The following is a 21,760-nucleotide window of genomic DNA, read 5'->3' as shown; positions in this document are numbered from 1 at the left end:
GGGTTTCCCCGCGGCTTACGGCTCCCCAAAAAAAGCCCGCACATGGCGGGCTAAGCGTGGGTCTCTTGCTTCTGCCAGCGGCGGAATACCGGCTCGGCGAGGAACAGCACCAGGAGCAGTCGGAGTACCTGCAAGGCGGTGACCAGCGGCACCGACAGCTGCAGGGCTTCAGCCGTGAGGCTGAGTTCGGCGATACCGCCCGGCATCATGCCCAGCATCAGGGAGCGGTGATCCAGCCCGTCCAGCCAGCCCAGCAGTTCCGCGGCCACGGCGGCGAAGGCCATGCCCAGGCTGGTGGCCAGCAGGGTGCGGCCGATGAAGGAGGGCGCCCGGCGGAAGAAGGCGCGGTCGAAGTGACAGCCCAATGCGCTGCCGATCAACCACTGGCCGAGTTGGCTGGCGCCTTGGGGCAGGCCCAGTTGCAAGTCGAAGCTGATGCACAGGGCTGCGCTCACCAGGAGCGGGCCGATCAGCCAGGGGTTGGGCTGGTGGAAGCGCTGCATCAGGCAGGCCAGAAGGGCGCCGCCGCCCAGCAGTAGAACCAGCCAGCCCCAGTCCACCGGGGCTGCGTGATGGGCGCTGGGCGGGGCGCCGAGTACCAACTGGAACAGCGCCGGCACGCTGAGCACCACCAGCAGGAGGCGCAGGCTTTGGCCGGCGGCGACGCGGCTGAGCACCGCGCCATTGCGCTTGCCGAGGTTGACCATCTCACTGGCGCCCCCCGGCATGCTGGCGAAGAACGCGGTGGCGCGGTCCTCGCCGCTGCGCAGCATCAGGCTGATGCCGATGACGCTGGAGAGGGTGGTGGCCAGGGCGCCGATCAGGATGATGCCGCTGTGGGCCAGCACCTGCTCGATCACCGCCGGGGTGAAGTGCAGGCCGATGCCCACGCCCACGACCCACTGCCCGCACTTGCGGCCGCCCGGCACTTCCGCCAGTGGCAGACCGCCAAGGCAGCGCACGGCGATCACCGCCAGCAGCGAGCCCACCATCCAGGGCAGCGGCCAGCCCACCAGGCTGGCCAGCCAGCCGCCGGCGCCGCCCACCAGCGGCGTGAGCCACCACTTAGGCATGGGCCACCAGCTTTGCCTTGGCACGTCCGCGCACCCAGCGGATGCCCGGCAGGGCCAGCATCACTGCGGTGAGCACCCAGAGGGCAATGGTGATGGGGCTGCTCCAGAGGATGCCCAGGTCACCGTCGGTGATGGACAGGGCGCGGCGCAGGTTGGACTCCATCAGCTCACCGAGGACGAAACCGAGGATCAGCGACGACAGCGGGAAGTCCATCTTCCGCAGCAGGTAGCCGAACACCCCAAGGGCGGCCATCAGCACCAGGTCGAAGGTGGTGCTGTGCACGGCGTACACACCTACCACACTGACGACGGTGATGGCGGGCACCAGGATCCAGTTCGGCACGCTGAGCATGCGAGCGAACAGGCCCACCAGCGGGATGTTCATCACCAGCAGGATGACGTTGCCGATGAACAGCGACGCAATCAGGCCCCAGACCACGTCCGGCTGCTGCTCGAACAGCAACGGGCCGGGGGTGATGTTGTACAGCGTCAGGGCGCCGATCATCACCGCGGTGGTGCCGGAGCCCGGTACGCCGAGGGTCAGCATGGGGATGAGCGAGCCGCAGGCCGAGGCGTTGTTGGCCGCTTCCGGAGCCGCAACGCCACGCAGGTCGCCGTCGCCGAAGCGTCCGGAGCTGCCCGCCATGCGCTTCTCGCTCATGTAGGTGATGGCGCTGGCGATGGTGGCACCGGCACCGGGCAACACGCCGATGACGAAGCCGGACAGCGAGCTGCGCACGCTGCTCCACCAGGTGAAGGTGAACTCCTTGAAGTTGAACAGCATGCGCCCGCTGGCCTTGACCGCCTGCTGGCCGGTGGCGGTGTGTTCGAGCATCAGCAGCACTTCGCTGACGCTGAACAGGCCGATGACCACAATCACGAACTGGATGCCGTCGGACAAGCCCACGCTGTCGAAGGTGAAGCGGTAGACGCCGGTGGTGGCGTCCACGCCGACCGTGGCAAGGCCCAGGCCGATCAATGCCGAGAGCAGCGTCTTGACCGGTTTGTCGCCCACCATGCCGCCGAGGCAGGCAATGGCGAAGACCATCAGCATGAAGTACTCCGCCGGCCCGAACGCCACCGCCCAGTTGGCCAGGATCGGCGCGAAGAGCACGACGCCGATGGTGGCGATGGTGCTGCCGATGAAGGAGCTCATGGCGGACAGCGACAGGGCGATGCCGGCCTTGCCCTGACGGGCGAGGGGGTAACCGTCCAGGGTGGTCATGATGGCGGCGGCGTCGCCCGGCACGTTGAGCAGGATGGCCGAGATGCGCCCGCCGTACTCGCAGCCCAGGTACACGGCGGCCAGCAGGATCAGCGCGGTTTCCGGCGGCAGGCCGAGGGCGAAGGCCAGCGGCAGCAGGATGGCCACGCCATTGATCGGCCCCAGGCCCGGCAGCAGGCCGACCACAGTACCGACGAAGGCACCGAACAGCGCCACCAGCAGGTTGATCGGGCGCAGGGCGACATCGAAGCCCTGGGCCAGGAAGTTCAGGGTTTCCATATCAGTTCTCCAGGAAGCCCAGCACGCCCATGGGCAGCGGGACATCCAGCAGGTAGTCGAACAGGCCGTAGAGCAGCAGCCCCATCAGTACGCCGCTGGCCAGGCTCGGCAGCAGCCGGCCGTTGAACAGCAGGCCGAGGCCGAAACCCACCAGGGCCGTGCTGACGACGAAGCCGAGGGGCTCGAAGAGCAGGGCGTAGGCGAACAGGGCGATGACGAAGAGGCTGACCTTGCGCGCCAGGGACCAGGAGATCGGCAGGTCTTGCTCCTCACCGGGCTTGTAGATCAGCCAGAGTGCGGCGGTGGCCATCAGGAAGAGCAGCAGCAGGGGGTAGGCGCGCGGGCCCACCGGGTCATAGCTGAAGGGCGCCTGGAAGCCCCAGGCGACCACGGCGAGCAGGGCGCAGACGAGCAGCCAGACCGCAGCGAAGATTCGTACGTACATGGCGGATACCTAGGTATGCAATGGCCGCCCCTCTCCCGGCGGGAGAGGGGACGAGGGAGGGCTGTGTTACGGCGCCAGGCCGAATTCGCCGGCGAGCTGCTTGTACTGCTTCACCTGCTCGAAGACGTAGGTCTTCAATTGGTCGCCGGTCAGGCTCAGGGGGAACAGGTCACGCTGCTCGCGCAGCTTGGCGAAGTCCTCGCTGGCCAGCAGGGTGTCGAACCGCTGCTTCCACCAGTTGAAGTCCTCGTCGCTGACTTCCGGGCCCATGTAGAAGCCGCGGATCACCGGCCAGACGATGTCGTAGCCCTGTTCCTTGGCGGTGGGGATGGCCGCCAGCTTGCCCGGCAGGCGCTGGTCGGACAGCACCGCGAGGATGCGGATCTTGCCGGCAGCCAGTTGCGGGGTGATCTCGCCGAGGCCGCTGCTGGTGACCTGCACATGGCCGCCGAGCATGGCGGTGAGGGTTTCGCCGCCGCCCTCGAAGGCGACGTAGCGCAGCTTCTGCGGGTCGATGCCGGCAGCGCGGGCGATCAGCGCGGTCTGCATCCAGTCCTGGCCGCCGATGGTGGCGCCGGCGCCGAAGACGATGCTGGCCGGGTCCTGCTTCACCGCTTCCACCAGGTCGCCCAGGGTCTTGTACGGGGAGTCGGCCCGCACGGAGATCGCGCCGTAGTCGGTGCCGATACCGGCCAGCCAGCGCACGGCGTTTTCGTCATAGCGACCGAACTTGCCTTGCGCGAGGTTCAGCAGGGAGCCCGAGGAGAAGGCCGTGATGGTGCCCGCGTCCTTCGGGCGCTGGGCCACCACCGCGTTGTAGGCCACGGCGCCCACGCCGCCTGGCATATAGGTGACGCGCATCGGCGCCTTGAGCAGGCCGCCGTCCTTCAGGCCGCTCTGGGCCAGCTTGCAGGTCAGGTCGAAACCACCGCCGGGCTTGGCCGGGGCGATGCATTCGGGGCGCTTGGGCTCGGCCAGCAACTGGGTGGACAGCAGCAGGCCGGAGGTGAGCAGGGCGATGCGGGAGAGGGCGGTCTTCATCGGTTTTCTCCTGTGGAGTTTTATTGTGGTTCAGGCGTCACCAGATCGGCAGGGCGTAGCTGACGATCAGGCGCAATTCATCCGCATCGCGGGCGAAGTTCGAGCGGAATCCGGCGTGGCGGGCGCGGAAGGTAAGGTTCTTCAGGCTGCCGCTGGGCACCACGTACTTGAACTCGATATCGCGTTCCCATTCGCGGCCTTCCTCGCTGCTGCCGGTGACCTCGGCGTGGTCACTGGTGACGTAGCGGGTCATGAAGCTCAGGCCGGGAGCGCCCAGGGCGGCGAAGTCCAGGTCGTAGCGGGCCTGCCAGGAACGCTGGTCGGCGTTGGCGAAATCGTTGATCTGCACGAAGTTGATCAGGAACGGGTCGCTGCCATCGATGTAGGCGTAGCCGGTGTCGCCGCTCATGCGCTGGTAGCCCAGGCCGACCTTGTGGCTGCCCAGGCCGTAGCTGACCATGCCGTTGAGCGCGCGGTTGTCCACCTTGCCGGCCTCGGCCTGGCCGCTGTCGTCGCTGATGGCGTAGCGCAGGTCGGCGCTCAGGGTGCCGGTGCCTAGGGGCTGGCTGGCCAGGAGGCCGAAGAAGTGCTGGCGGTACACGTCGTCCAGTTCGGCGAAGTAGTAGCGGCCGGTGTAGTGCTCGCTGAAGGCGTAATCGGCGCCGCCGAGGTCGAAGTGGTCGCCGGTCGCGGCACTGGCGAAGCGCTTGTTCTTGTTGCTGATGGCCAGGTCTTCGGAGTTGGTGGAGGCGCGGTCCTTGACCTCCGACAGACGCCCGCCGGTAAAGGTCAGGTTGCTGATTTCCTTGGAGGTGAGCAGGCCGCCCTCGAACACCTGGGGCAGGATGCGGCTGTCGCTGGCCTTCACCACCGGCAGTTCGGGGATGTGGGTGCCCAGGCGCAACTCGCTCTTCGAGGCGCGGACCTTGGCGGTCAGGCCCAGCTTGCTGTACTCGTCCGGGGTGCCGCCGTCGTCCTGCACCGGCAGCAGGTCGGTGCCGCTACGGCCTTTTCCAGAGTCCAGCTTGACGCCGAGCATGCCCAGCGCGTCGAGGCCCAGTCCGACGGTGCCTTCGGTGTAGCCGGATTCGAGGTTGAGGATGAAGCCTTGTGCCCATTCTTCGCGTTTGTTCTGGCCGCTGCCGTCGCGGTAGTCGCGGTTCAGGTAGATGTTGCGGGCTTCGAGGGTGGCCGAGCTGTCCTTGAAGAATTCGGCGTGGGCCTGGGGGGCGAGGGTGCAGCTCGCGATGACGAGGCTGAGGATGCGAACAGGGGGCAATGCCCGCCGTACGGCAGTTTGCATCGGGTGGTCTCCATTGTTGTTCTTGTTAGCCGGCCCAACCACTGGCCGGCTTTTAGGTGCGGGTGGTCCTTGCCACCCTGTCGCGATGCTATGTAGCGAAACTTTCGCCAGGCTTTCAGTGCGAAAGAAAGTCGGTGCGGCGTTCACAGGGGCCAACGGGCCGTTAAACTTCAGTCCGATCGCTGCCATTTCGGAGACTTTGTCGTGCGAATCCTGCTGGTCGAAGACCATCCGCAACTTGCCGAAAGCGTTGCCCAGGTGCTCAAGGGCGCGGGCTGGACGGTGGACGTGCTGCATGACGGCGTGGCGGCTGACCTGGCCCTGGCCAGCGAGGATTACGCCCTGGCGGTCCTGGACGTGGGCCTGCCGCGCATGGATGGCTTCGAAGTGCTGGCGCGCCTTCGCGGGCGGGGCAAGACCCTGCCGGTGCTGATGCTCACCGCCCGTGGCGAGGTGAAGGACCGGGTGCACGGCCTCAATCTCGGCGCAGACGATTACCTGGCCAAGCCCTTCGAGCTGACCGAGCTGGAGGCACGGGTGAAGGCGCTGTTGCGCCGCAGTGTGCTTGGCGGCGAACAGCAGCAGCGGTGCGGGGCGCTGGTCTATGACCTGGGGACCCGGCGCTTCACCCTGGAGGGTGACATCCTCAGCCTGACGTCCCGTGAGCAGTCGGTGCTGGAGGCGTTGATCGCCCGGCCGGGGCGGGTGATGAGCAAGGAGCAGCTGGCTTCCCAGGTCTTCGGCCTGGACGAGGAGGCCAGTCCGGACGCCATCGAGATCTACATCCACCGCCTGCGCAAGAAGCTGGAAGGCAGCGCGGTACGCATCGTCACCTTCCGTGGCCTGGGCTACCTGCTGGAGAGCCAGGATGCGTGAAGCCGGCAGCCTGCGCGGGCGGCTGCTGCGCCGTCTGGCGCTGATGCTGGGCGCCTTGCTGCTGATCGCCAGCTCGAGCTCCTACTGGAACGCCCGCCAGGCCGCCGACACCGCCTATGACCGCACGCTGCTGGCTTCGGCACGGGCCATCGCCGACGGGCTTTACGAGAACGACGGGCGCCTCAAGGCGGACGTGCCCTATGTGGCGCTGGATGTGTTCGCCTACGACCTCGCGGGGCGGATTTTCTACCAGGTGATCGACCCGGACGGGAAACTGGTTTCGGGCTACGACAATCTCCCGCCACCGCCGCCCGGCACCAAGCGCACGGACGATTACCCGGCGCTGGCGCGCTTCTACGATGGCGAGTACCAGGGGGTGGGCGTGCGAGTGGTCAGCCTCTTGCAACCGGTGAGCGAGCCGCGCCTGAACGGTATCGCCGAAATTCGTGTAGCCGAGACTGAAAGCGCCCGCGAGCGTCTTGCCCGTGGCCTGCTGGTGGACAGCCTGTGGCGGTTGGTGCTGCTGGTGGTGGTGGCGCTGGTGCTGGTGTGGCTGGCGGTCAGCGCTGCGCTGCGGCCGCTGAACAAGCTGCGCCTGGCTGTGGAAGAGCGCCAGGTGGATGACCTGCGGCCCTTGCCTGAGGTGGCGGTGCAGCGGGAGCTGCGGCCCCTGGTGGATGCCCTCAACCAGTTCACCGAACGCCTGCGTGGATTGTTCCAGCGCCAGGCGGATTTCATTGCCGATGCGTCCCATGAACTGCGCACACCGCTGGCCGCCCTCAAGGCTCGGGTGGACCTGGGGCTGCGGGAGGAGGACCCGGTGATCTGGCGTTCGACGCTGGAGGAGGCTGCACAGAACACTGATCGGCTGACTCATCTGGCCAACCAGTTGCTGTCCCTGGCGCGCATCGAGAGCGGGGCGCGGGCCATTGCCGAAGGCGGCGCCGAGCGCATCGAACTGGGTCAACTCGCCCGGGAGCTGGGCATGGCCCTGGCGCCCCTGGCCCATGCCCGTGGCGTGGCCCTGGCACTGGAGGCTGAAGATCAGGCCTGGGTGATGGGAGAGCCGACCCTGCTCAATGAACTGCTCTGCAACCTGGTGGATAACGCCCTGGCCCACACGCCCAACGGCGGCAATGTGGTGCTGCGGGTGGCGGCGCCGGCCATTCTGGAGGTGGAGGACGATGGTAGCGGCATCCCGCCCGAGGAGCGCGACAAGGTGTTCCAGCGTTTCTATCGGCGCAGCATGCAGGGGAGTGGCGCCGGCTTGGGCCTGGCGATCGTCGGCGAGATCTGCCAGGCCCATCAGGCGGAAATCAGCCTTCATGATGGCGCGGCGGGCGGGCTCAAGGTGCGGGTGAGTTTTCCGCCGGCATGATCGGATCCGCGCCTGTCTGGGCGTTGTGGGGGCAATTGAAATCACCCATACACAGGCGGGCTTTGAGCTACGGCGCCAGACTCAGCGGCTGCTGCACTTGCAGCAGGTACTGAGCGACCTTGCCACTTTCGCGCAGCAGGGCGAGGCCCTTGTTGAAACGGGCCATGAGCTCAGCATTGCCGGGCACTTCGCGGGACAGCATCAGGTGCAGGCTGTCGGTGCGAAGGGGCAGAGGGTGAAAGCTCATCTGAACGCGCTCGGCGGAGCTGAACTTATCGTTGAGCAGGGCGAAGGCCACCACCTTGTCCATGGGGAAAGCGTCCAGCCTGCCGGCCAGGACCATGCGCATGCCTTGCTCCTCACCGCTCAGCCGCTGGACCTGGATACGGTGTTCGTGTTCCGCCTGCTGGAACTCTGCCCCGTAGTCGTAGCCCAGGGCGCCGCCCAGGCGCAGGTCCTTGAGGTCGGAAACCTGCTTCCAGTCCATGGGGCGGTCCTTGCGGTGGAAGAAGTAGTAGGAACTCTCCACCACCGGATCGCTGATATAGAAGCGTTGCTCCCGCTCCGGGCTGCGTAGCCAGACGGCGGTGCCGGCGCGTTCACCTCGTTCGGCAAGGTGCATCGAGCGGGCCCAGGGATAGAACTCCCAGCGCACCTGGACGCCTTCCAGGGCGAAGGCTTCCTGGATGATGCGCGACGCCACCCCTTGATATGGCAGATGGGCTCCCAGGTAGGGCGCCCACTCGCCGTTGGTCAGGCGCACTTCTTCCGCGGCGGCGAGGCCGTGGCAGAGCAGGCATAGGGCGAGAAGCAGTGCACGCATGCGGGTCCATCCGGCTACGTCAGGGGAAGCCTGAGAATAGCGCCGGATGGACCTATGCGTGTGAAATTACTGGAGCATGCTCATGGCCGCTTCCATGGCGGCGGAGAGGTCCTCATCGGCTTGCATATCGACATTGGTGTCGAGGCCGAGCTTGCCGAAGGCGGGCACCTGGCTCCAATCCAGCTGGGTGAAGGGGTGCTCGCTACCCAGGTAGCTCTGCAGGGTGGCGACCTGGACGATGTCGATGTAGTCGGCGCGGGCGGAGTCGCGGCTGAAGTCCAGGTACTGGCTGGGGATGGATGCGATCGGCTCGGGGAATTCCCAGGCGCGCAGAATGCGGTCGCCAATCAGCGGATGGATGCGCTCGATCACATGGTTGAGGCTGATGGAGTCGGCCAGCAGCTCATTGTGTTCCTCGGCGTAGGTGAGGATCGGCAGCACGCCGATCTGGTGCACCAGGCCGGCCAGGGTGGCCTGGTCGGGCAGCAGGCGGGTGTAGTGGCGGCAGAGCACGTGGCAGATGCCGGCGATTTCGGTGCTCTTGTTCCAGACTTCGCGCATCTTGCGGTCGACCACGTCCGAGGTGGCCTGGAACATCTGCTCCATGGCCAGGCCGGTGGCCAGGTTGCTGGTGTAGTTGATGCCCAGGCGGCCGATGGCCATCTGCAGGTCGGTGATTTCCTTGTTGGTGCGCAGCAGCGGGCTGTTCACCACCTTGATGATGCGGGCGGTCAGCGCGGCGTCGTTGCCGATCACCTTGGTCAGGTCCTGGATGCTGGAGTTCGGGTCTTCGGCAGTCTCGCGCACCTTGAGCGCCACTTCCGGCAGCGTCGGCAATACCAGTTCGTCGTTGTCGATGGCCTGGATCAGTTCCTGTTGGACTTTTTCTGCAAGCTTGCTCATGGAGATTCTCGTCAGTGGCCGAAAGGGCGGGCTAGCGTTGGATTTCGCGGTCAGCGTCCAGGGTGTAGGGCAGGCTCAGCAGGTTCAGGGCCGGACCATCGGCGGCGCCCAGGCTGATGCGGCCATCGTTCACAGCATCTTCCTGAAGCACGGCGAGCAGTTCGCAGCCGTTTTCCGTCGGCGCCGCCAGCACGACTTCGCCCACCGAGCTCTGGTGCACCGGGGAGAAGAGCTCCTGGCCCGGCTGGGGCAGGTCGCCTCCGACCAGTGCCAGGCGATAGAGGCGGCGCTTGAGCTTGCCCAGGTACTGCATGCGGGCGACGATTTCCTGTCCGGTATAGCAGCCCTTCTTGAAGCTGACGCCGCCCAGGGCCTGAAGGTTGATCATCTGCGGGATGAACAGCTCGCGGGTGGCGCCGAGGACCTGGCCGATGCCCGCGCGGACCTGGGCCAGCAGCCAGGCGTCCAGCGGGGCCTGCGGCAGTTGGGCGGCGAGGCGGGATTCGAGGGCGCCGGCTTCAGCGCTGGGCGCCCAGAGTTCGGCGCGGCCGTCGGGAAGGCGCACGGCAATCAGGTTGCCTTCGCGGGCCACGCTGTCGGCGGTCTGGGGCAGGTCGAGGCCAAGGGCGAGCAGGACGCCGTCGCCCTGGCTGAGGCCGAAACGTGTCCAGTCGGCGCTTTCGTCGGCCAGGCTGGACTTGGAAAAGACGGCGTATTTCTTCAGGTCGGCCAGTTGGGCTTCCACCAACTCGCGGGACATGGCGAGGAGGAAGCCTTCGCCCTGGGCGAGGATGCGGAAGCTGGAGATCATCCGGCCCTTGGGGGTGCAGCGGGCACCCAGGCTGCTGGTGGCCTGGTCGAGGTAACTGAGGTTGCAGGTCAACTGGCCCTGGAGGAATTTCGCGGCATCCACGCCGCGAACGGCGAGCAGGCCTTCATGAGTGAGCGTGCAGAAGAATGCTGAGTCGGCCATTGCGGATCGCTGGAAAAAAGTCTGGGGCGCCATCATAGAGTCCCGCTGGTGCCTTGTCAGCGGGTGCCCGGGGCAGCGGCTGTGGTTATAATGCGCGCCTCTCTCCTGGAGGCGCTGTGATGGCCGACGCAATTGAACTGAACCGACTCTTCTGGCACAGCCGTCGCGGCATGCTCGAACTGGATGTGCTGCTGGTCCCCTTCGTGCAGGAGGTCTATCCGAGTCTCGACGCCGAAGACCAGGCTCGCTACCGCAAGCTGCTGGAGTGCGAGGACCAGGACATGTTCGGCTGGTTCATGCAGCGTGGCGAGCCGGAAGATGCGGACCTGCGCCGCATGGTTCGCATGATCCTGGACCGTGTCCAGCCCAAGTGAAGTTTTCGAGTGCCATTGGCGCCCCTCGCGGCGCCTGCTGGCCCTTTACCTGATCCTGTCGTTCCTGGCCGTCCTGGCCTTGTCGGTTGCCGATGTTCCCTTCTGGGCGCGGCTCGCCGGCGTCCTTGCCTGCGCTGCACACGCCGCCTGGTGCCTGCCCAGGCAGATTCTCCTGACTTCCCCCAAGGCTTTTACCGGGTTGCGCCTGGATGGCGACGGCTGGCAACTCTGGCGTGCCGCCGACGGCTGGCGTTCGGTCCAGCTGCGGCCGGACAGCCTCGCGCTGCCGCAGGCGGTGATCCTGCGTTTCCGTCTGTCGGGAGAATGGTGGGGGAGGGGGCTGTGCATTCCGGCGGATGCCCTCGATCAGGAGCAGCACCGCCGGTTGCGGGTGAGGCTGGGGTTCAGTCGCCGAAGGTGGGCGGAACCAGGATAGTGTCCTTGGCCTCGGGGAGCAGGTCCGGGTAGTCCAGGGTGTAGTGCAGGCCGCGGCTCTCGTGGCGCTGCATCGCCGAGCGGATCATCAGTTCCGCCACCAGCGCCAGGTTGCGCAGTTCGATCAGGTCCCGGCTGACCTTGTAGTTGCTATAGAACTCGTCGATCTCGCTGAGCAGCAGGCGTACCCGGTGCTGGGCGCGTTGCAGGCGTTTGTTGGTGCGCACGATGCCCACGTAGTCCCACATGAATCGCCGTAGTTCGTCCCAGTTGTGGGCGATGATCACGTCTTCGTCCGAGTCGGTCACCTGGCTGGCGTCCCAGGTCGGCAGGCTGAGAGGCATCGACACCTTGTCCAGCTGGCGGACGATGTCCTCCGCTGCCGAGCGCCCATAGACGAAGCATTCCAGCAGCGAATTGCTGGCCATGCGATTGGCACCGTGCAGGCCGGTGAAGCTGGTTTCGCCGATGGCGTAGAGGCCGGGGATATCAGTGCAGCCGTGCTGGTCGACGACGACGCCGCCGCAGGTGTAGTGCGCCGCCGGCACCACCGGGATGGGCTTGCGGGTGATATCGATGCCGAAATCCAGGCAGCGCTCGTAGACGGTCGGGAAGTGGCTCTTCACGAATTCCGCGGGCTTGTGGCTGATGTCCAGGTAGACGCAATCCACACCAAGGCGCTTCATCTCGTGGTCGATGGCGCGAGCTACCACGTCGCGTGGCGCCAGTTCGGCGCGCGGATGGAAACGCTGCATGAAGCGCTCGCCATTGGGCAGCTTGAGCAGGCCGCCTTCGCCGCGCACGGCTTCTGTGATCAGGAAGCTCTTGGCCTGGGGGTGATAGAGGCAGGTCGGGTGGAACTGGTTGAACTCCAGGTTGCCCACCCGGCAGCCGGCCCGCCAGGCCATGGCGATGCCGTCGCCACAGGCGCTGTCCGGGTTGCTGGTATAGAGGTAGACCTTGGCTGCACCGCCGGAGGCCAGCACCGTGAAGCGCGCGTGAAAGGTATCCACTTCACCGTTGTTGCGGTTGAGCACATAGGCGCCCAGGCAGCGCTGGCCTTTGCGGCCCAGCTTGCGCTCGGTGATCAGGTCGACGGCGACGCGTTGTTCCAGCAATTGGATGTTCGGGCGCTTCTTCGCCTGCTCGAGCAGGGTATTGAAGATGGCGGCGCCGGTGGCATCGGCGGCATGAATGATACGCCGATGGCTGTGGCCCCCTTCGCGGGTGAGGTGGAATTCGAAGCCACCGTCTTCGCGGGCGCTCTCGTCTTCACGGGTGAAGGGTACGCCCTGATCGATCAGCCATTGGATGGCCGAGCGGCTGTGTTCTACCGTGAAACGCACGGCGTCCTCGCGGCACAGGCCGGCGCCGGCAACCAGGGTGTCTTCGACGTGGGAATCGACGGTGTCGGTATCGTCCAGCACAGCAGCGACCCCGCCCTGGGCCCAGTAGGTCGAACCATTGCTGAGGTCGGCCTTGCTCAGCACGACGATGTTCAGGTGCGAGGGCAGGGTGAGGGCCAGGGTCAGGCCGGCGGCGCCGCTGCCGATGACCAGTACGTCATGCTGGAAATGTTGGCTCATGTCGGTTCCCGCGAAAAAAGCGGCGGCTAGTATATAGCCGGGGTGGCCGGCAAAATAGCGCGCTTATGACCATGCATGGCGCCACGGAACTTTTTTAGTCGTTCAGGTTCCATTCAGGGTCACCATTTTAAAGAGACGGTGCTTGCTTACACTGACGCAACGAATGCACTTGAAATGTGCAGCCCGGATGCCTGTAGATCAAGCGACTAATTTTCGGCGCAGCATGGCCGCGAGCCCTGCTGCGCCATTCCGTGCAGACGAGAAAACAATCTGCAGGAAGCTTGCATTGAGGGGAGAACTTTTGCGCAACGCCCGAGTCTATTTTGGCAAGCCGATCCACTGGCTAGCGCAACACCCCTTAGAGATCGACGAGGAGTGTTCATGCTAACCCAGGAACAGGATCAGCAACTGGTCGAACGGGTGCAGCGGGGCGACAAGCGGGCTTTCGATCTGCTGGTGTTGAAGTACCAGCACAAGATTCTGGGGTTGATCGTGCGCTTCGTGCATGACGCCCAGGAAGCCCAGGACGTAGCCCAGGAAGCCTTCATCAAGGCTTACCGCGCACTTGGAAACTTCCGCGGTGACAGTGCGTTTTATACGTGGCTGTATCGCATCGCCATCAATACGGCGAAAAACCATCTGGTGGCGCGTGGAAGACGCCCGCCAGACAGTGATGTAAGTGCTGAGGACGCCGAGTTTTATGACGGCGACCACGCCCTCAAGGATATCGAGTCGCCGGAGCGAGCCCTGCTTCGCGACGAGATCGAGGCCACAGTGCACCGGAGCATCCAGCAACTACCGGAGGACCTGCGCACGGCCCTGACTTTGCGCGAGTTCGATGGTCTTAGTTACGAGGACATTGCGAGTGTCATGCAGTGTCCCGTGGGTACTGTGCGATCCCGCATCTTCAGGGCGCGGGAAGCCATCGATAAAGCCTTGCAACCTTTGTTGCATGGAACCTGAGACAGCGGCGACAGCCAAGAGGGGAACCGCCATGAGTCGTGAAGCTTTGCAGGAATCGCTGTCCGCGGTGATGGATAACGAGGCGGACGAACTGGAGCTGCGTCGAGTTCTCGCCGCCAGCGAAGATCAAGAATTGCGGGCAACCTGGTCGCGTTACCAGATCGCCCGGGCTGTGATGCACAAGGAGCTGCTGGAGCCGCGCCTGGACATCGCTGCCGCGGTATCCGCCGCGCTGGCCGAGGAGGCTGTCCCGGCCAAACCGGTTGCACGTGCTCCGTGGCGCAACCTGGGCCGCATTGCCGTAGCCGCATCGGTGACCCTGGCCGTACTGGCCGGTGTACGCCTGTACAACCATGATGAGGTGGCGGGCACCCAGCAGCTGGCGCAGCAGCAGGGCAGCCAGCCGGCCATGGTAATGCCGCAGGCGCAACAGGGTGCCGTTCTGGCTGGCTATAGTGAGGATACGCAGCAGGCGCAACAGCCCATCGGCGCGACCCAGTCGTCGTCTGGCTGGCACGAGAAGCGCTTGCCGGCTTATCTGCGGCAGCACGCTCAGCAGGCCGCTATGAGCGGTAGCGACAGCGCATTGCCCTATGCCCGCGCTGCCAGTCTGGAGAGCCGCTGAGGAGGAACATGCGCGCACTTCCGGTATTCATCTTGCTTGGCGGCTGGCTGACTCAATCAGCCCAGGCCGCCGACGCTCAGGACTGGCTGCAGCGCCTCGCTGAAGCGGAGCAGCGCCAGAGTTTCCAGGGAACATTCGTCTACGAACGAAATGGGAGTTTCTCCACTCATCAGGTCTGGCATCAGGTCCAGCAGAGTGGGGAAGTGCACGAGCGTCTGTTGCAGCTCGATGGTCCGGCGCAGGAGGTGGTGCGCGTAAATGGGCGCACCCAGTGCGTAAGTGGCTCCCTTTCCGATCAGATGTCCGACGGCCGGGTCTGGCCCGCTCGTGCGCTTGACGCCAAGCAGCTCTCCGAGTGGTACGACCTGCGCCTGGCCGGCGAGTCCCGCGTAGCCGGGCGGCCGGCCATGGTCCTGACCCTCACTCCGCGCGATCAGCATCGCTACGGTTTCGAGCTGCATCTTGACCGGGACACCGGTCTGCCGCTCAAGTCCCTGCTGCTGAGTGACAAGGGTCAACTGCTGGAACGCTTCCAGTTCACCCGCATCGATACCGCTACCGCCCCCGCTGATGCCGACCTGCAGCCGGGTGCGGCCTGCAAGGAGGTGCGGGTCAGCGATGAGCAGAAAGAAAAGCCCGCCCACTGGCGCTCCGAATGGCTGCCGCCGGGCTTCAGCCTGACCAGTGCCCAGGAGCGGCGCAGCCCGGCTTCCTCCGAGGCCGTTTCAAGCCTGCTCTACAGCGATGGTCTGGCGCGCTTCTCGGTGTTCCTCGAGCCCCTGAACGGTGCTGTGGTCGAAGATGCCCGCAGTCAGCTGGGGCCGACGGTCATGGTGTCCAAGCGGGTCAGTACGCCGAAAGGCGACGTCATGGTGACCGTGGTCGGCGAGATCCCCCTGGGGACGGCCGAGCGGGTGGCCCTGTCCATGCGGGCAGCGGAGGTCACTGCAACACAATGATCCGCGCTACAGGATCCGCAAGCGTTGCAAAGTGCGGGGGCATCGACTCCCGCCCTATCTTTTTCACGATGTTCCACCGGGCCCGGGGCTGACGCTCCGGGCTCTTTTTGCTTTTGTGTTTTGCTCGCGGGGCCGGGCGGCTCAGTGAGTTCATACCACTCGTTATGCGACGGGAGCTGTATGTCGATGCTTAACCTCAAATCCTGCATGACCGCTTTGGCAGCTGTGCTGCTGATCGGTCAAACCCTCGTGGCCCGTGCTGAGCTGCCGGACTTCACGCCTCTGGTTGAAGAGGCGTCCCCGGCAGTGGTCAACATCAGTACCCGGCAGAAGCTGCCCCAGCGTAGTGGGGCCGGCGCCCAGGTAATGCCTGATCTCGAAGGCCTGCCGCCCATGCTGCGCGAATTCTTCGAGCGCAACATGCCGCAGGTGCCGCGCAATCCCCAGGGCGGTCGCCAGCGCGAGGCGCAGTCCCTCGGTTCCGGCTTCATCATTTCCAAGGACGGCTATGTCCTGACCAACAACCACGTGGTGGCCGACGCCGACGAGATCATCGTGCGCCTGTCCGACCGCAGTGAGCTGGAAGCCAAGCTGATCGGCGCCGACCCGCGTACCGACGTGGCCTTGCTCAAGGTCCAGGGCAAGGACCTGCCGACCGTGAAGATCGGCAAATCCGACGAACTAAAGGTGGGCAGCTGGGTGCTGGCCATCGGTTCTCCCTTCGGTTTCGACCACTCGGTGACCGCCGGTATCGTCAGTGCCAAGGGTCGCAGCCTGCCGAACGAGAACTACGTACCCTTCATCCAGACTGACGTCGCCATCAACCCGGGTAACTCCGGTGGCCCGCTGTTCAACCTGGACGGTGAAGTGGTCGGTATCAACTCCCAGATATTCACCCGCTCCGGTGGCTTCATGGGGCTGTCCTTCGCCATCCCGATCGATGTGGCCATGACCGTGGCCGACCAGCTCAAGACCGAAGGCAAGGTCAGCCGTGGCTGGCTGGGCGTGGTGATCCAGGAAGTGAACAAGGATCTGGCTGAGTCCTTCGGCCTGGACAAGCCGGCTGGCGCCCTGGTGGCCCAGGTGCAGGAAGGTGGTCCGGCGGCCAAGGGCGGTCTGCAGGTTGGGGATGTCATCCTCAGCATGAACGGCCAGCCAATCGTGGTCTCCGCCGACCTGCCGCACCTGGTAGGCAACCTCAAGCCGGGCAGCAAGATCAGCCTCGAAGTGGTGCGTGGCGGCAGCCGCAAGACCCTCGACATGGCGATCGGTGCCCTGCCGGAAGACGTCGACGAGATGGCCGCAGCCACTGGCGATGGCGTCGAGCGCAGCAGCAATCGCCTGGGCGTGAGCGTGGTCGAGCTGACCGACGAGCAGAAGAAGTCCCTGGATATCCAGGGCGGCGTGGTGATCAAGGACGTCCAGGACGGTCCGGCCGCCATGATGGGCCTGCGCCCGGGCGACGTGATCACCCACCTGAACAACCAGGCCATCACCTCCGCCAAGACCTTCACCCAGATCGCGACGGAGCTGCCGAAGAATCGTTCGGTGTCCATGCGCGTGCTGCGCCAGGGGCGCGCCAGCTTCATCACCTTCAAGCTGGCCGAGTAAAGCGGTTCCTGAGAAAAAGGGCGGCCATGGGCCGCCCTTTTTCATTTCTGGCTTCCGCCGCATGGGCGTGACGGGTTACCCGCCGATCAGGTAAACTCCCCCGCTATTTTTCGGCGAGCAGCCTGCTCGCGGCTTTTTCGAGTGTTGATCCGTGAGTGACCTGAGTCATATCCGCAATTTCTCCATCATCGCCCACATCGACCATGGCAAGTCGACCCTGGCAGACCGCTTCATCCAGATGTGCGGCGGCCTGTCCGACCGCGAGATGGAGGCCCAGGTGCTGGATTCCATGGACCTGGAGCGCGAGCGTGGCATCACCATCAAGGCCCACAGCGTCACCCTGCACTACAAGGCGCAGAGCGGTAAGACCTATCAGTTGAACTTCATCGACACCCCCGGCCACGTGGACTTCACCTACGAAGTCAGCCGTTCCCTGGCGGCCTGTGAAGGCGCGCTGCTGGTGGTGGACGCGGGCCAGGGCGTGGAAGCCCAGTCCGTGGCCAACTGCTACACCGCTATCGAGCAGGGACTCGAGGTCATGCCGGTGCTGAACAAGATGGACCTGCCCCAGGCCGAGCCGGAGCGGGTCAAGGACGAGATCGAACACATCATCGGCATCGACGCCACCGACGCCGTGCCGTGCAGTGCCAAGAGCGGCATGGGCGTGATCGACGTGCTGGAGCGCCTGGTCGAAGTGATCCCGGCGCCGGAAGGCGAGATCGACGCACCGCTGCAGGCCCTGATCATCGACTCCTGGTTCGACAACTACCTGGGCGTGGTCTCGCTGGTGCGGGTCAAGCACGGCCGGGTGAAGAAGGGCGACAAGATCCTGGTGAAGTCCACCGGCAAGATCCACCAGGTGGACAGCGTCGGCGTATTCACCCCGAAACACACCGAGATGGCCGACCTCAAGGCTGGCGAAGTGGGCTTCATTATCGCCGGCATCAAGGACATTCACGGCGCTCCGGTGGGCGACACCCTGACCCTGTCCAATACCCCTGACGTGGACGTGCTGCCGGGCTTCCAGCGCATCAAGCCGCAGGTCTACGCCGGCCTGTTCCCGGTCAGCTCCGATGACTTCGAAGACTTCCGCGAAGCCCTGCAGAAGCTGACCTTGAACGACGCTGCCCTGCAGTACGAGCCGGAAAGCTCCGAGGCCCTGGGCTTCGGCTTCCGCATCGGCTTCCTCGGCATGCTGCACATGGAGATCATCCAGGAGCGCCTGGAGCGCGAATACGACCTGGACCTGATCACCACCGCTCCGACCGTGGTCTTCGAGATCGTGCAGAAGAACGGCGAGACGGTATACGTCGACAACCCGTCCAAGCTGCCGGACCTCGCTTCCATCGCCGAGATGCGCGAGCCCATTGTCCGAGCCAACATCCTGGTTCCCCAGGAGCACCTCGGTAACGTCATCACCCTGTGCATCGAGAAGCGCGGTGTCCAGCGCGACATGCAATTCCTCAGTTCCCAGGTTCAGGTTTGCTACGACCTGCCGATGAACGAGGTGGTGCTGGACTTCTTCGACCGCCTGAAGTCGGTAAGTCGTGGCTATGCGTCGCTGGACTACAGCTTCGATCGCTTCGAGCCGGCTAATCTGGTGAAGTTGGACGTACTGATCAACGGCGAGAAGGTCGACGCCCTGGCGTTGATCGTGCACCGCGACCAGGCCCACTACAAAGGCCGTGCGTTGACTGAGAAGATGAAGGAACTGATCCCGCGCCAGATGTTCGACGTGGCGATCCAGGCAGCGATCGGTGGACAGATCGTTGCGCGTACTACCGTAAAGGCGCTCAGGAAGAACGTTCTGGCCAAGTGCTACGGCGGCGACGTCAGCCGTAAGAAAAAACTGCTGGAGAAGCAGAAGGCCGGTAAGAAAAGGATGAAGCAGGTCGGCAGCGTGGAAATCCCGCAGGAAGCCTTCCTCGCTGTGCTCAAAGTGGATAGCTAGGGTCTATGTCGATCAATTTCCCGCTGTTGTTGGTTATCGCCGTGGCAGTCTGCGGCGTGCTCGCGCTTATCGACCTGGTTCTGCTGGCCCCGCGCCGGCGCTCCGCGATTGCCTCCTACGAGGGGCAAGTCAGCGAGCCCGACCCGGAGGTGCTCGACAGGTTGAACAAGGAGCCGCTGCTGGTTGAGTACGGGAAGTCCTTCTTCCCGGTGCTGGCCATCGTGCTGATTCTGCGTTCCTTCCTGGTGGAACCCTTCCAGATTCCCTCCGGGTCCATGAAGCCGACCCTGGAAGTGGGCGATTTCATCCTGGTCAACAAGTTCGCCTACGGCATTCGCCTGCCAGTGCTGGACAACAAGGTGATCGAGGTGGGTGACCCGCAGCGCGGCGATGTCATGGTGTTCCGCTACCCCAGCGATCCGAACATCAACTACATCAAGCGGGTGATCGGCTTGCCGGGCGACCGCATCGCCTACAGCAGCGACAAGCACCTGACCATCAATGGCGAGCCGGTGGCCGAGCGGCTGCTGGGCGAAGAGCCGGGCACCCTGGGCAGCGCCAGGCTGTACAAGGAGAAGCTGGGCGAAGCCGAGCACCTGATCCGCAAGGAAATGAAGCGCTACCGCATGGAGCCGGGCCGCGAATGGGTGGTGCCTGCCGGGCACTACTTCATGATGGGCGACAACCGGGACAACTCCAACGACAGCCGCTACTGGAACGATCCGCGTATCCCCAAGGATCTGCTGGGCATGGTTCCGGACCGGAATATCGTCGGCAAGGCCTTCGCCGTCTGGATGAGCTGGCCTGATCCCAAGATGCACAACATGCCAACCTTCTCCCGAGTGGGCCTGATTCACTGATCGCCTGCTTGCCATTGCGGATTTGCGGCGTTGTTCATGACAGCGCCGCAGTCGCTATATAGTCTTGCTTGCGGGCCATCCGGCCTCCCAAAAAAAACACAGACATTGAGGTCGATCATGACGTTCGCGCGTAAGCAGAAGGGTATGTCGGTTCTTGGCTGGCTGCTGGTTCTGGCTGTAGTGGCCTTCCTTGCCAGCACCGCCTTCAAGGTGATCCCGCATTACCTCGACTTCTTCTCCCTTGAGAAGATCATCACCTCGGTAGAAACCGAGAAGGCCCTTGAGATCAGAACCATTCCGGACTTTTACAGCCATGTCAGCAAGGGTATGCAGGTCAACGGCATCCGTGACCTGGACCTGGACAAGGCACTGAAGGTGACCCTGGAAAACAACGAGTTCAGGGCCCACCTCAAGTATGAAAAACGCGAACCGCTGGTCGAGAACCTCGATCTGGTGGTGCGCTTCGACAAAGAAATCCGTGTGCGAGTCCAGTGAGCGTATCCCTCAGCCGTCTCGAGCGTAAGCTCGGCTATACCTTCAAGGACCAGGGTCTGATGACCCTGGCCCTGACCCACCGCAGTTACGCGGGGCGCAACAACGAGCGCCTCGAATTCCTCGGCGATGCCATCCTCAATTTCGTCGCCGGCGAGGCGTTGTTCGAGCGCTTTCCCCAGGCCCGTGAGGGGCAGCTGTCGCGGTTGCGCGCCCGTCTGGTGAAGGGCGAGACCCTGGCCCAACTGGCCCGGGGATTCGAGCTGGGTGAATACCTGCGCCTGGGGTCGGGCGAACTGAAGAGTGGTGGCTTCCGTCGCGAATCCATCCTCGCCGACGCGCTGGAAGCGCTGATCGGCGCCATCTACCTGGATTCGGGCATGGAGGCCGCTCGCGAGCGCGTCCTCGCCTGGCTGGCCAATGAACTCGAAGGCCTCACCCTGGTAGATACCAACAAGGACCCCAAGACCCGCTTGCAGGAGTTCCTGCAGTCCCGGGCCTGTGAACTGCCTCGCTATGAGGTGGTGGATATCCAGGGTGAACCGCACTGTCGGACGTTCTTCGTCGAGTGCCAGGTGACCCTGTTGAATGACAAGACCCAGGGCCAGGGCGCCAGCCGCCGCATCGCCGAGCAGGTGGCCGCCGCCGCCGCCCTGGTTGCCCTCGGCGTGGAGAACGGCAATGACTGATATCGATACCCCCCGCTGCGGCTACGTTGCCATCGTCGGCCGCCCCAATGTGGGCAAGTCCACGCTGCTGAACCACATCCTCGGGCAGAAGCTGGCGATCACTTCGCGCAAGCCCCAGACCACCCGCCACAACATGCTGGGAATCAAGACCGAGGGCGGTGTGCAGGCGATCTATGTGGACACCCCCGGCCTGCACAAGAAGAGTGACAAGGCGCTGAACCGCTATATGAACCGCAGCGCTTCGGCGGCTCTGAAAGACGTGGACGTGGTGGTCTTCGTCGTGGACCGCGACCGTTGGACCGAAGAGGACCAACTGGTGCTGGAGCGCGTGCAGTACGTGCAGGGCCCGGTGCTGATCGCGGTGAACAAGACCGATCGCATGGACGAGAAGGGCGACCTGATTCCGCACCTGGCGTGGCTCCAGGAGCAACTGCCAAACGCCGAGCTGGTGCCCATCTCCGCCCTGCAGGGCCATAACCTGGACACCCTCGAGCGCCTGGTGGCCGAGCGCCTGCCGGAAGGGGATCACTTTTTCCCGGAAGACCAGATCACCGACCGCAGCAGCCGCTTCCTCGCCGCCGAACTGGTACGCGAGAAGATCATGCGCCAGCTGGGCGCCGAGCTGCCCTACCAGATCACCGTGGAAATCGAAGAATTCAAGCAGGAAGGCCATGTCCTGCACATTCACGCCCTGATCCTGGTGGAGCGCGACGGCCAGAAGAAAATCATCATCGGCGACGGTGGTGAGCGCATCAAACGCATCGGCCAGGATGCCCGCAAGGACATGGAGACCATGTTCGACTCCAAGGTCATGCTCAACCTCTGGGTGAAAGTGAAGGGCGGCTGGTCCGATGACGAGCGGGCCCTGCGATCCCTGGGCTACAACGACCTCTGAG

General features: G+C 64.6%; 22 protein-coding genes. 13 read left to right on the top strand and 9 right to left on the bottom strand.

Going from position 1 to position 21,760, the window contains the following annotated elements; translation table 11 throughout:
• Window positions 1-50: 50 nt before the first annotated feature.
• The 5 genes from TQ98_RS19910 to TQ98_RS19890 form a co-directional block, all read right to left on the bottom strand.
• A complete protein-coding gene (locus TQ98_RS19910; protein WP_082073136.1) occupies window positions 51-1,073 on the bottom strand; it encodes an AbrB family transcriptional regulator in 1,023 nt (340 codons plus the stop codon).
• Window positions 1,066-2,577: a tripartite tricarboxylate transporter permease gene (locus tag TQ98_RS19905; RefSeq protein WP_044870616.1), complete on the bottom strand. Its 1,512-nt coding sequence runs from the start codon at window positions 2,575-2,577 to the stop codon at window positions 1,066-1,068. The genes TQ98_RS19910 and TQ98_RS19905 overlap by 8 nt, the downstream gene beginning before the upstream one ends.
• 1 nt (window position 2,578) lies before the next feature.
• The gene (locus TQ98_RS19900; protein ID WP_044870615.1) at window positions 2,579-3,022 is read right to left on the bottom strand and encodes a tripartite tricarboxylate transporter TctB family protein; all 444 of its coding nucleotides are present in this window, start codon (window positions 3,020-3,022) and stop codon (window positions 2,579-2,581) included.
• Window positions 3,023-3,088: 66 nt separating this feature from the next.
• Complete coding sequence (locus tag TQ98_RS19895) at window positions 3,089-4,063, bottom strand: tripartite tricarboxylate transporter substrate binding protein (RefSeq protein ID WP_044870614.1); 975 nt, start codon at window positions 4,061-4,063, stop codon at window positions 3,089-3,091.
• A 37-nt stretch (window positions 4,064-4,100) separates the two neighbouring features.
• Window positions 4,101-5,366, bottom strand: a complete 1,266-nt coding sequence (locus tag TQ98_RS19890) for an OprD family porin (protein ID WP_044870613.1) — start codon at window positions 5,364-5,366, stop codon at window positions 4,101-4,103.
• Window positions 5,367-5,570: 204 nt separating this feature from the next.
• Between TQ98_RS19890 and TQ98_RS19885 the strand changes: the two genes are divergently transcribed.
• Window positions 5,571-6,242 (top strand): response regulator, encoded by a 672-nt coding sequence (locus TQ98_RS19885; RefSeq protein WP_044870612.1) that lies wholly within the window; start codon window positions 5,571-5,573, stop codon window positions 6,240-6,242.
• Window positions 6,235-7,620, top strand: coding sequence for a sensor histidine kinase (locus TQ98_RS19880; protein ID WP_044870611.1), 1,386 nt, complete (start codon window positions 6,235-6,237; stop codon window positions 7,618-7,620). The genes TQ98_RS19885 and TQ98_RS19880 overlap by 8 nt, the downstream gene beginning before the upstream one ends.
• Window positions 7,621-7,687: 67 nt before the next feature.
• Here the strand turns inward: TQ98_RS19880 and TQ98_RS19875 are convergent, their stop codons facing one another.
• The 3 genes from TQ98_RS19875 to TQ98_RS19865 form a co-directional block, all read right to left on the bottom strand.
• Window positions 7,688-8,443, bottom strand: a complete 756-nt coding sequence (locus tag TQ98_RS19875; protein WP_044870610.1) for a transporter substrate-binding domain-containing protein — start codon at window positions 8,441-8,443, stop codon at window positions 7,688-7,690.
• A gap of 66 nt (window positions 8,444-8,509) precedes the next feature.
• On the bottom strand, window positions 8,510-9,346 hold the full coding sequence (locus tag TQ98_RS19870) for an HDOD domain-containing protein (protein WP_044870609.1): 837 nt from the start codon (window positions 9,344-9,346) through the stop codon (window positions 8,510-8,512).
• A gap of 31 nt (window positions 9,347-9,377) precedes the next feature.
• Window positions 9,378-10,319 (bottom strand): folate-binding protein YgfZ, encoded by a 942-nt coding sequence (locus tag TQ98_RS19865; protein ID WP_044870608.1) that lies wholly within the window; start codon window positions 10,317-10,319, stop codon window positions 9,378-9,380.
• 119 nt (window positions 10,320-10,438) lie between these two features.
• Here TQ98_RS19865 and TQ98_RS19860 point away from each other — a divergent pair, with 119 nt between their 5' ends.
• Complete coding sequence (locus TQ98_RS19860) at window positions 10,439-10,693, top strand: succinate dehydrogenase assembly factor 2 (RefSeq protein WP_044870607.1); 255 nt, start codon at window positions 10,439-10,441, stop codon at window positions 10,691-10,693.
• A complete protein-coding gene (locus TQ98_RS19855) occupies window positions 10,677-11,129 on the top strand; it encodes a protein YgfX (RefSeq protein ID WP_044870606.1) in 453 nt (150 codons plus the stop codon). Before TQ98_RS19860 ends, TQ98_RS19855 begins: the two co-directional genes overlap by 17 nt.
• Here TQ98_RS19855 and nadB read toward each other — a convergent pair.
• Entirely contained in the window at window positions 11,098-12,714 is a 1,617-nt protein-coding gene (gene nadB / locus TQ98_RS19850) for an L-aspartate oxidase (RefSeq protein ID WP_044870605.1), read from the bottom strand. The genes TQ98_RS19855 and nadB overlap by 32 nt on opposite strands.
• A 381-nt stretch (window positions 12,715-13,095) precedes the next feature.
• On the opposite strand from nadB, the gene rpoE reads away from it, so the two are divergent.
• The 9 genes from rpoE (at window position 13,096) to era (ending at window position 21,759) form a co-directional block, all read left to right on the top strand.
• The gene (gene rpoE / locus TQ98_RS19845; protein ID WP_044870604.1) at window positions 13,096-13,677 is read left to right on the top strand and encodes an RNA polymerase sigma factor RpoE; all 582 of its coding nucleotides are present in this window, start codon (window positions 13,096-13,098) and stop codon (window positions 13,675-13,677) included.
• 31 nt (window positions 13,678-13,708) lie between these two features.
• The gene (locus tag TQ98_RS19840; protein WP_044870603.1) at window positions 13,709-14,302 is read left to right on the top strand and encodes an RseA family anti-sigma factor; all 594 of its coding nucleotides are present in this window, start codon (window positions 13,709-13,711) and stop codon (window positions 14,300-14,302) included.
• Between the two features lie 8 nt (window positions 14,303-14,310).
• Window positions 14,311-15,261: a MucB/RseB C-terminal domain-containing protein gene (locus TQ98_RS19835; RefSeq protein ID WP_044870602.1), complete on the top strand. Its 951-nt coding sequence runs from the start codon at window positions 14,311-14,313 to the stop codon at window positions 15,259-15,261.
• A 186-nt stretch (window positions 15,262-15,447) separates the two neighbouring features.
• Window positions 15,448-16,872, top strand: a complete 1,425-nt coding sequence (locus TQ98_RS19830) for a DegQ family serine endoprotease (RefSeq protein WP_044870601.1) — start codon at window positions 15,448-15,450, stop codon at window positions 16,870-16,872.
• Window positions 16,873-17,023: 151 nt separating this feature from the next.
• Window positions 17,024-18,823 (top strand): translation elongation factor 4, encoded by a 1,800-nt coding sequence (gene lepA, locus TQ98_RS19825; protein WP_044870600.1) that lies wholly within the window; start codon window positions 17,024-17,026, stop codon window positions 18,821-18,823.
• Between the two features lie 5 nt (window positions 18,824-18,828).
• A complete protein-coding gene (gene lepB, locus TQ98_RS19820) occupies window positions 18,829-19,683 on the top strand; it encodes a signal peptidase I (protein WP_044870599.1) in 855 nt (284 codons plus the stop codon).
• A 117-nt stretch (window positions 19,684-19,800) separates the two neighbouring features.
• On the top strand, window positions 19,801-20,178 hold the full coding sequence (locus TQ98_RS19815) for a DUF4845 domain-containing protein (protein ID WP_044870598.1): 378 nt from the start codon (window positions 19,801-19,803) through the stop codon (window positions 20,176-20,178).
• Complete coding sequence (rnc, locus tag TQ98_RS19810; protein WP_044870597.1) at window positions 20,175-20,864, top strand: ribonuclease III; 690 nt, start codon at window positions 20,175-20,177, stop codon at window positions 20,862-20,864. The genes TQ98_RS19815 and rnc overlap by 4 nt, the downstream gene beginning before the upstream one ends.
• Window positions 20,857-21,759, top strand: coding sequence for a GTPase Era (era, locus tag TQ98_RS19805; protein ID WP_044870596.1), 903 nt, complete (start codon window positions 20,857-20,859; stop codon window positions 21,757-21,759). Before rnc ends, era begins: the two co-directional genes overlap by 8 nt.
• The last annotated feature ends 1 nt before the right edge of the window (window position 21,760 follow it).

The sequence above is a fragment of the Pseudomonas sp. LFM046 genome (assembly GCF_000949385.2).
Lineage (GTDB): Bacteria > Pseudomonadota > Gammaproteobacteria > Pseudomonadales > Pseudomonadaceae > Metapseudomonas.
Note: the sequence above shows the minus strand (reverse complement) of the source record. Positions and strands in the feature narration are given on the sequence as shown.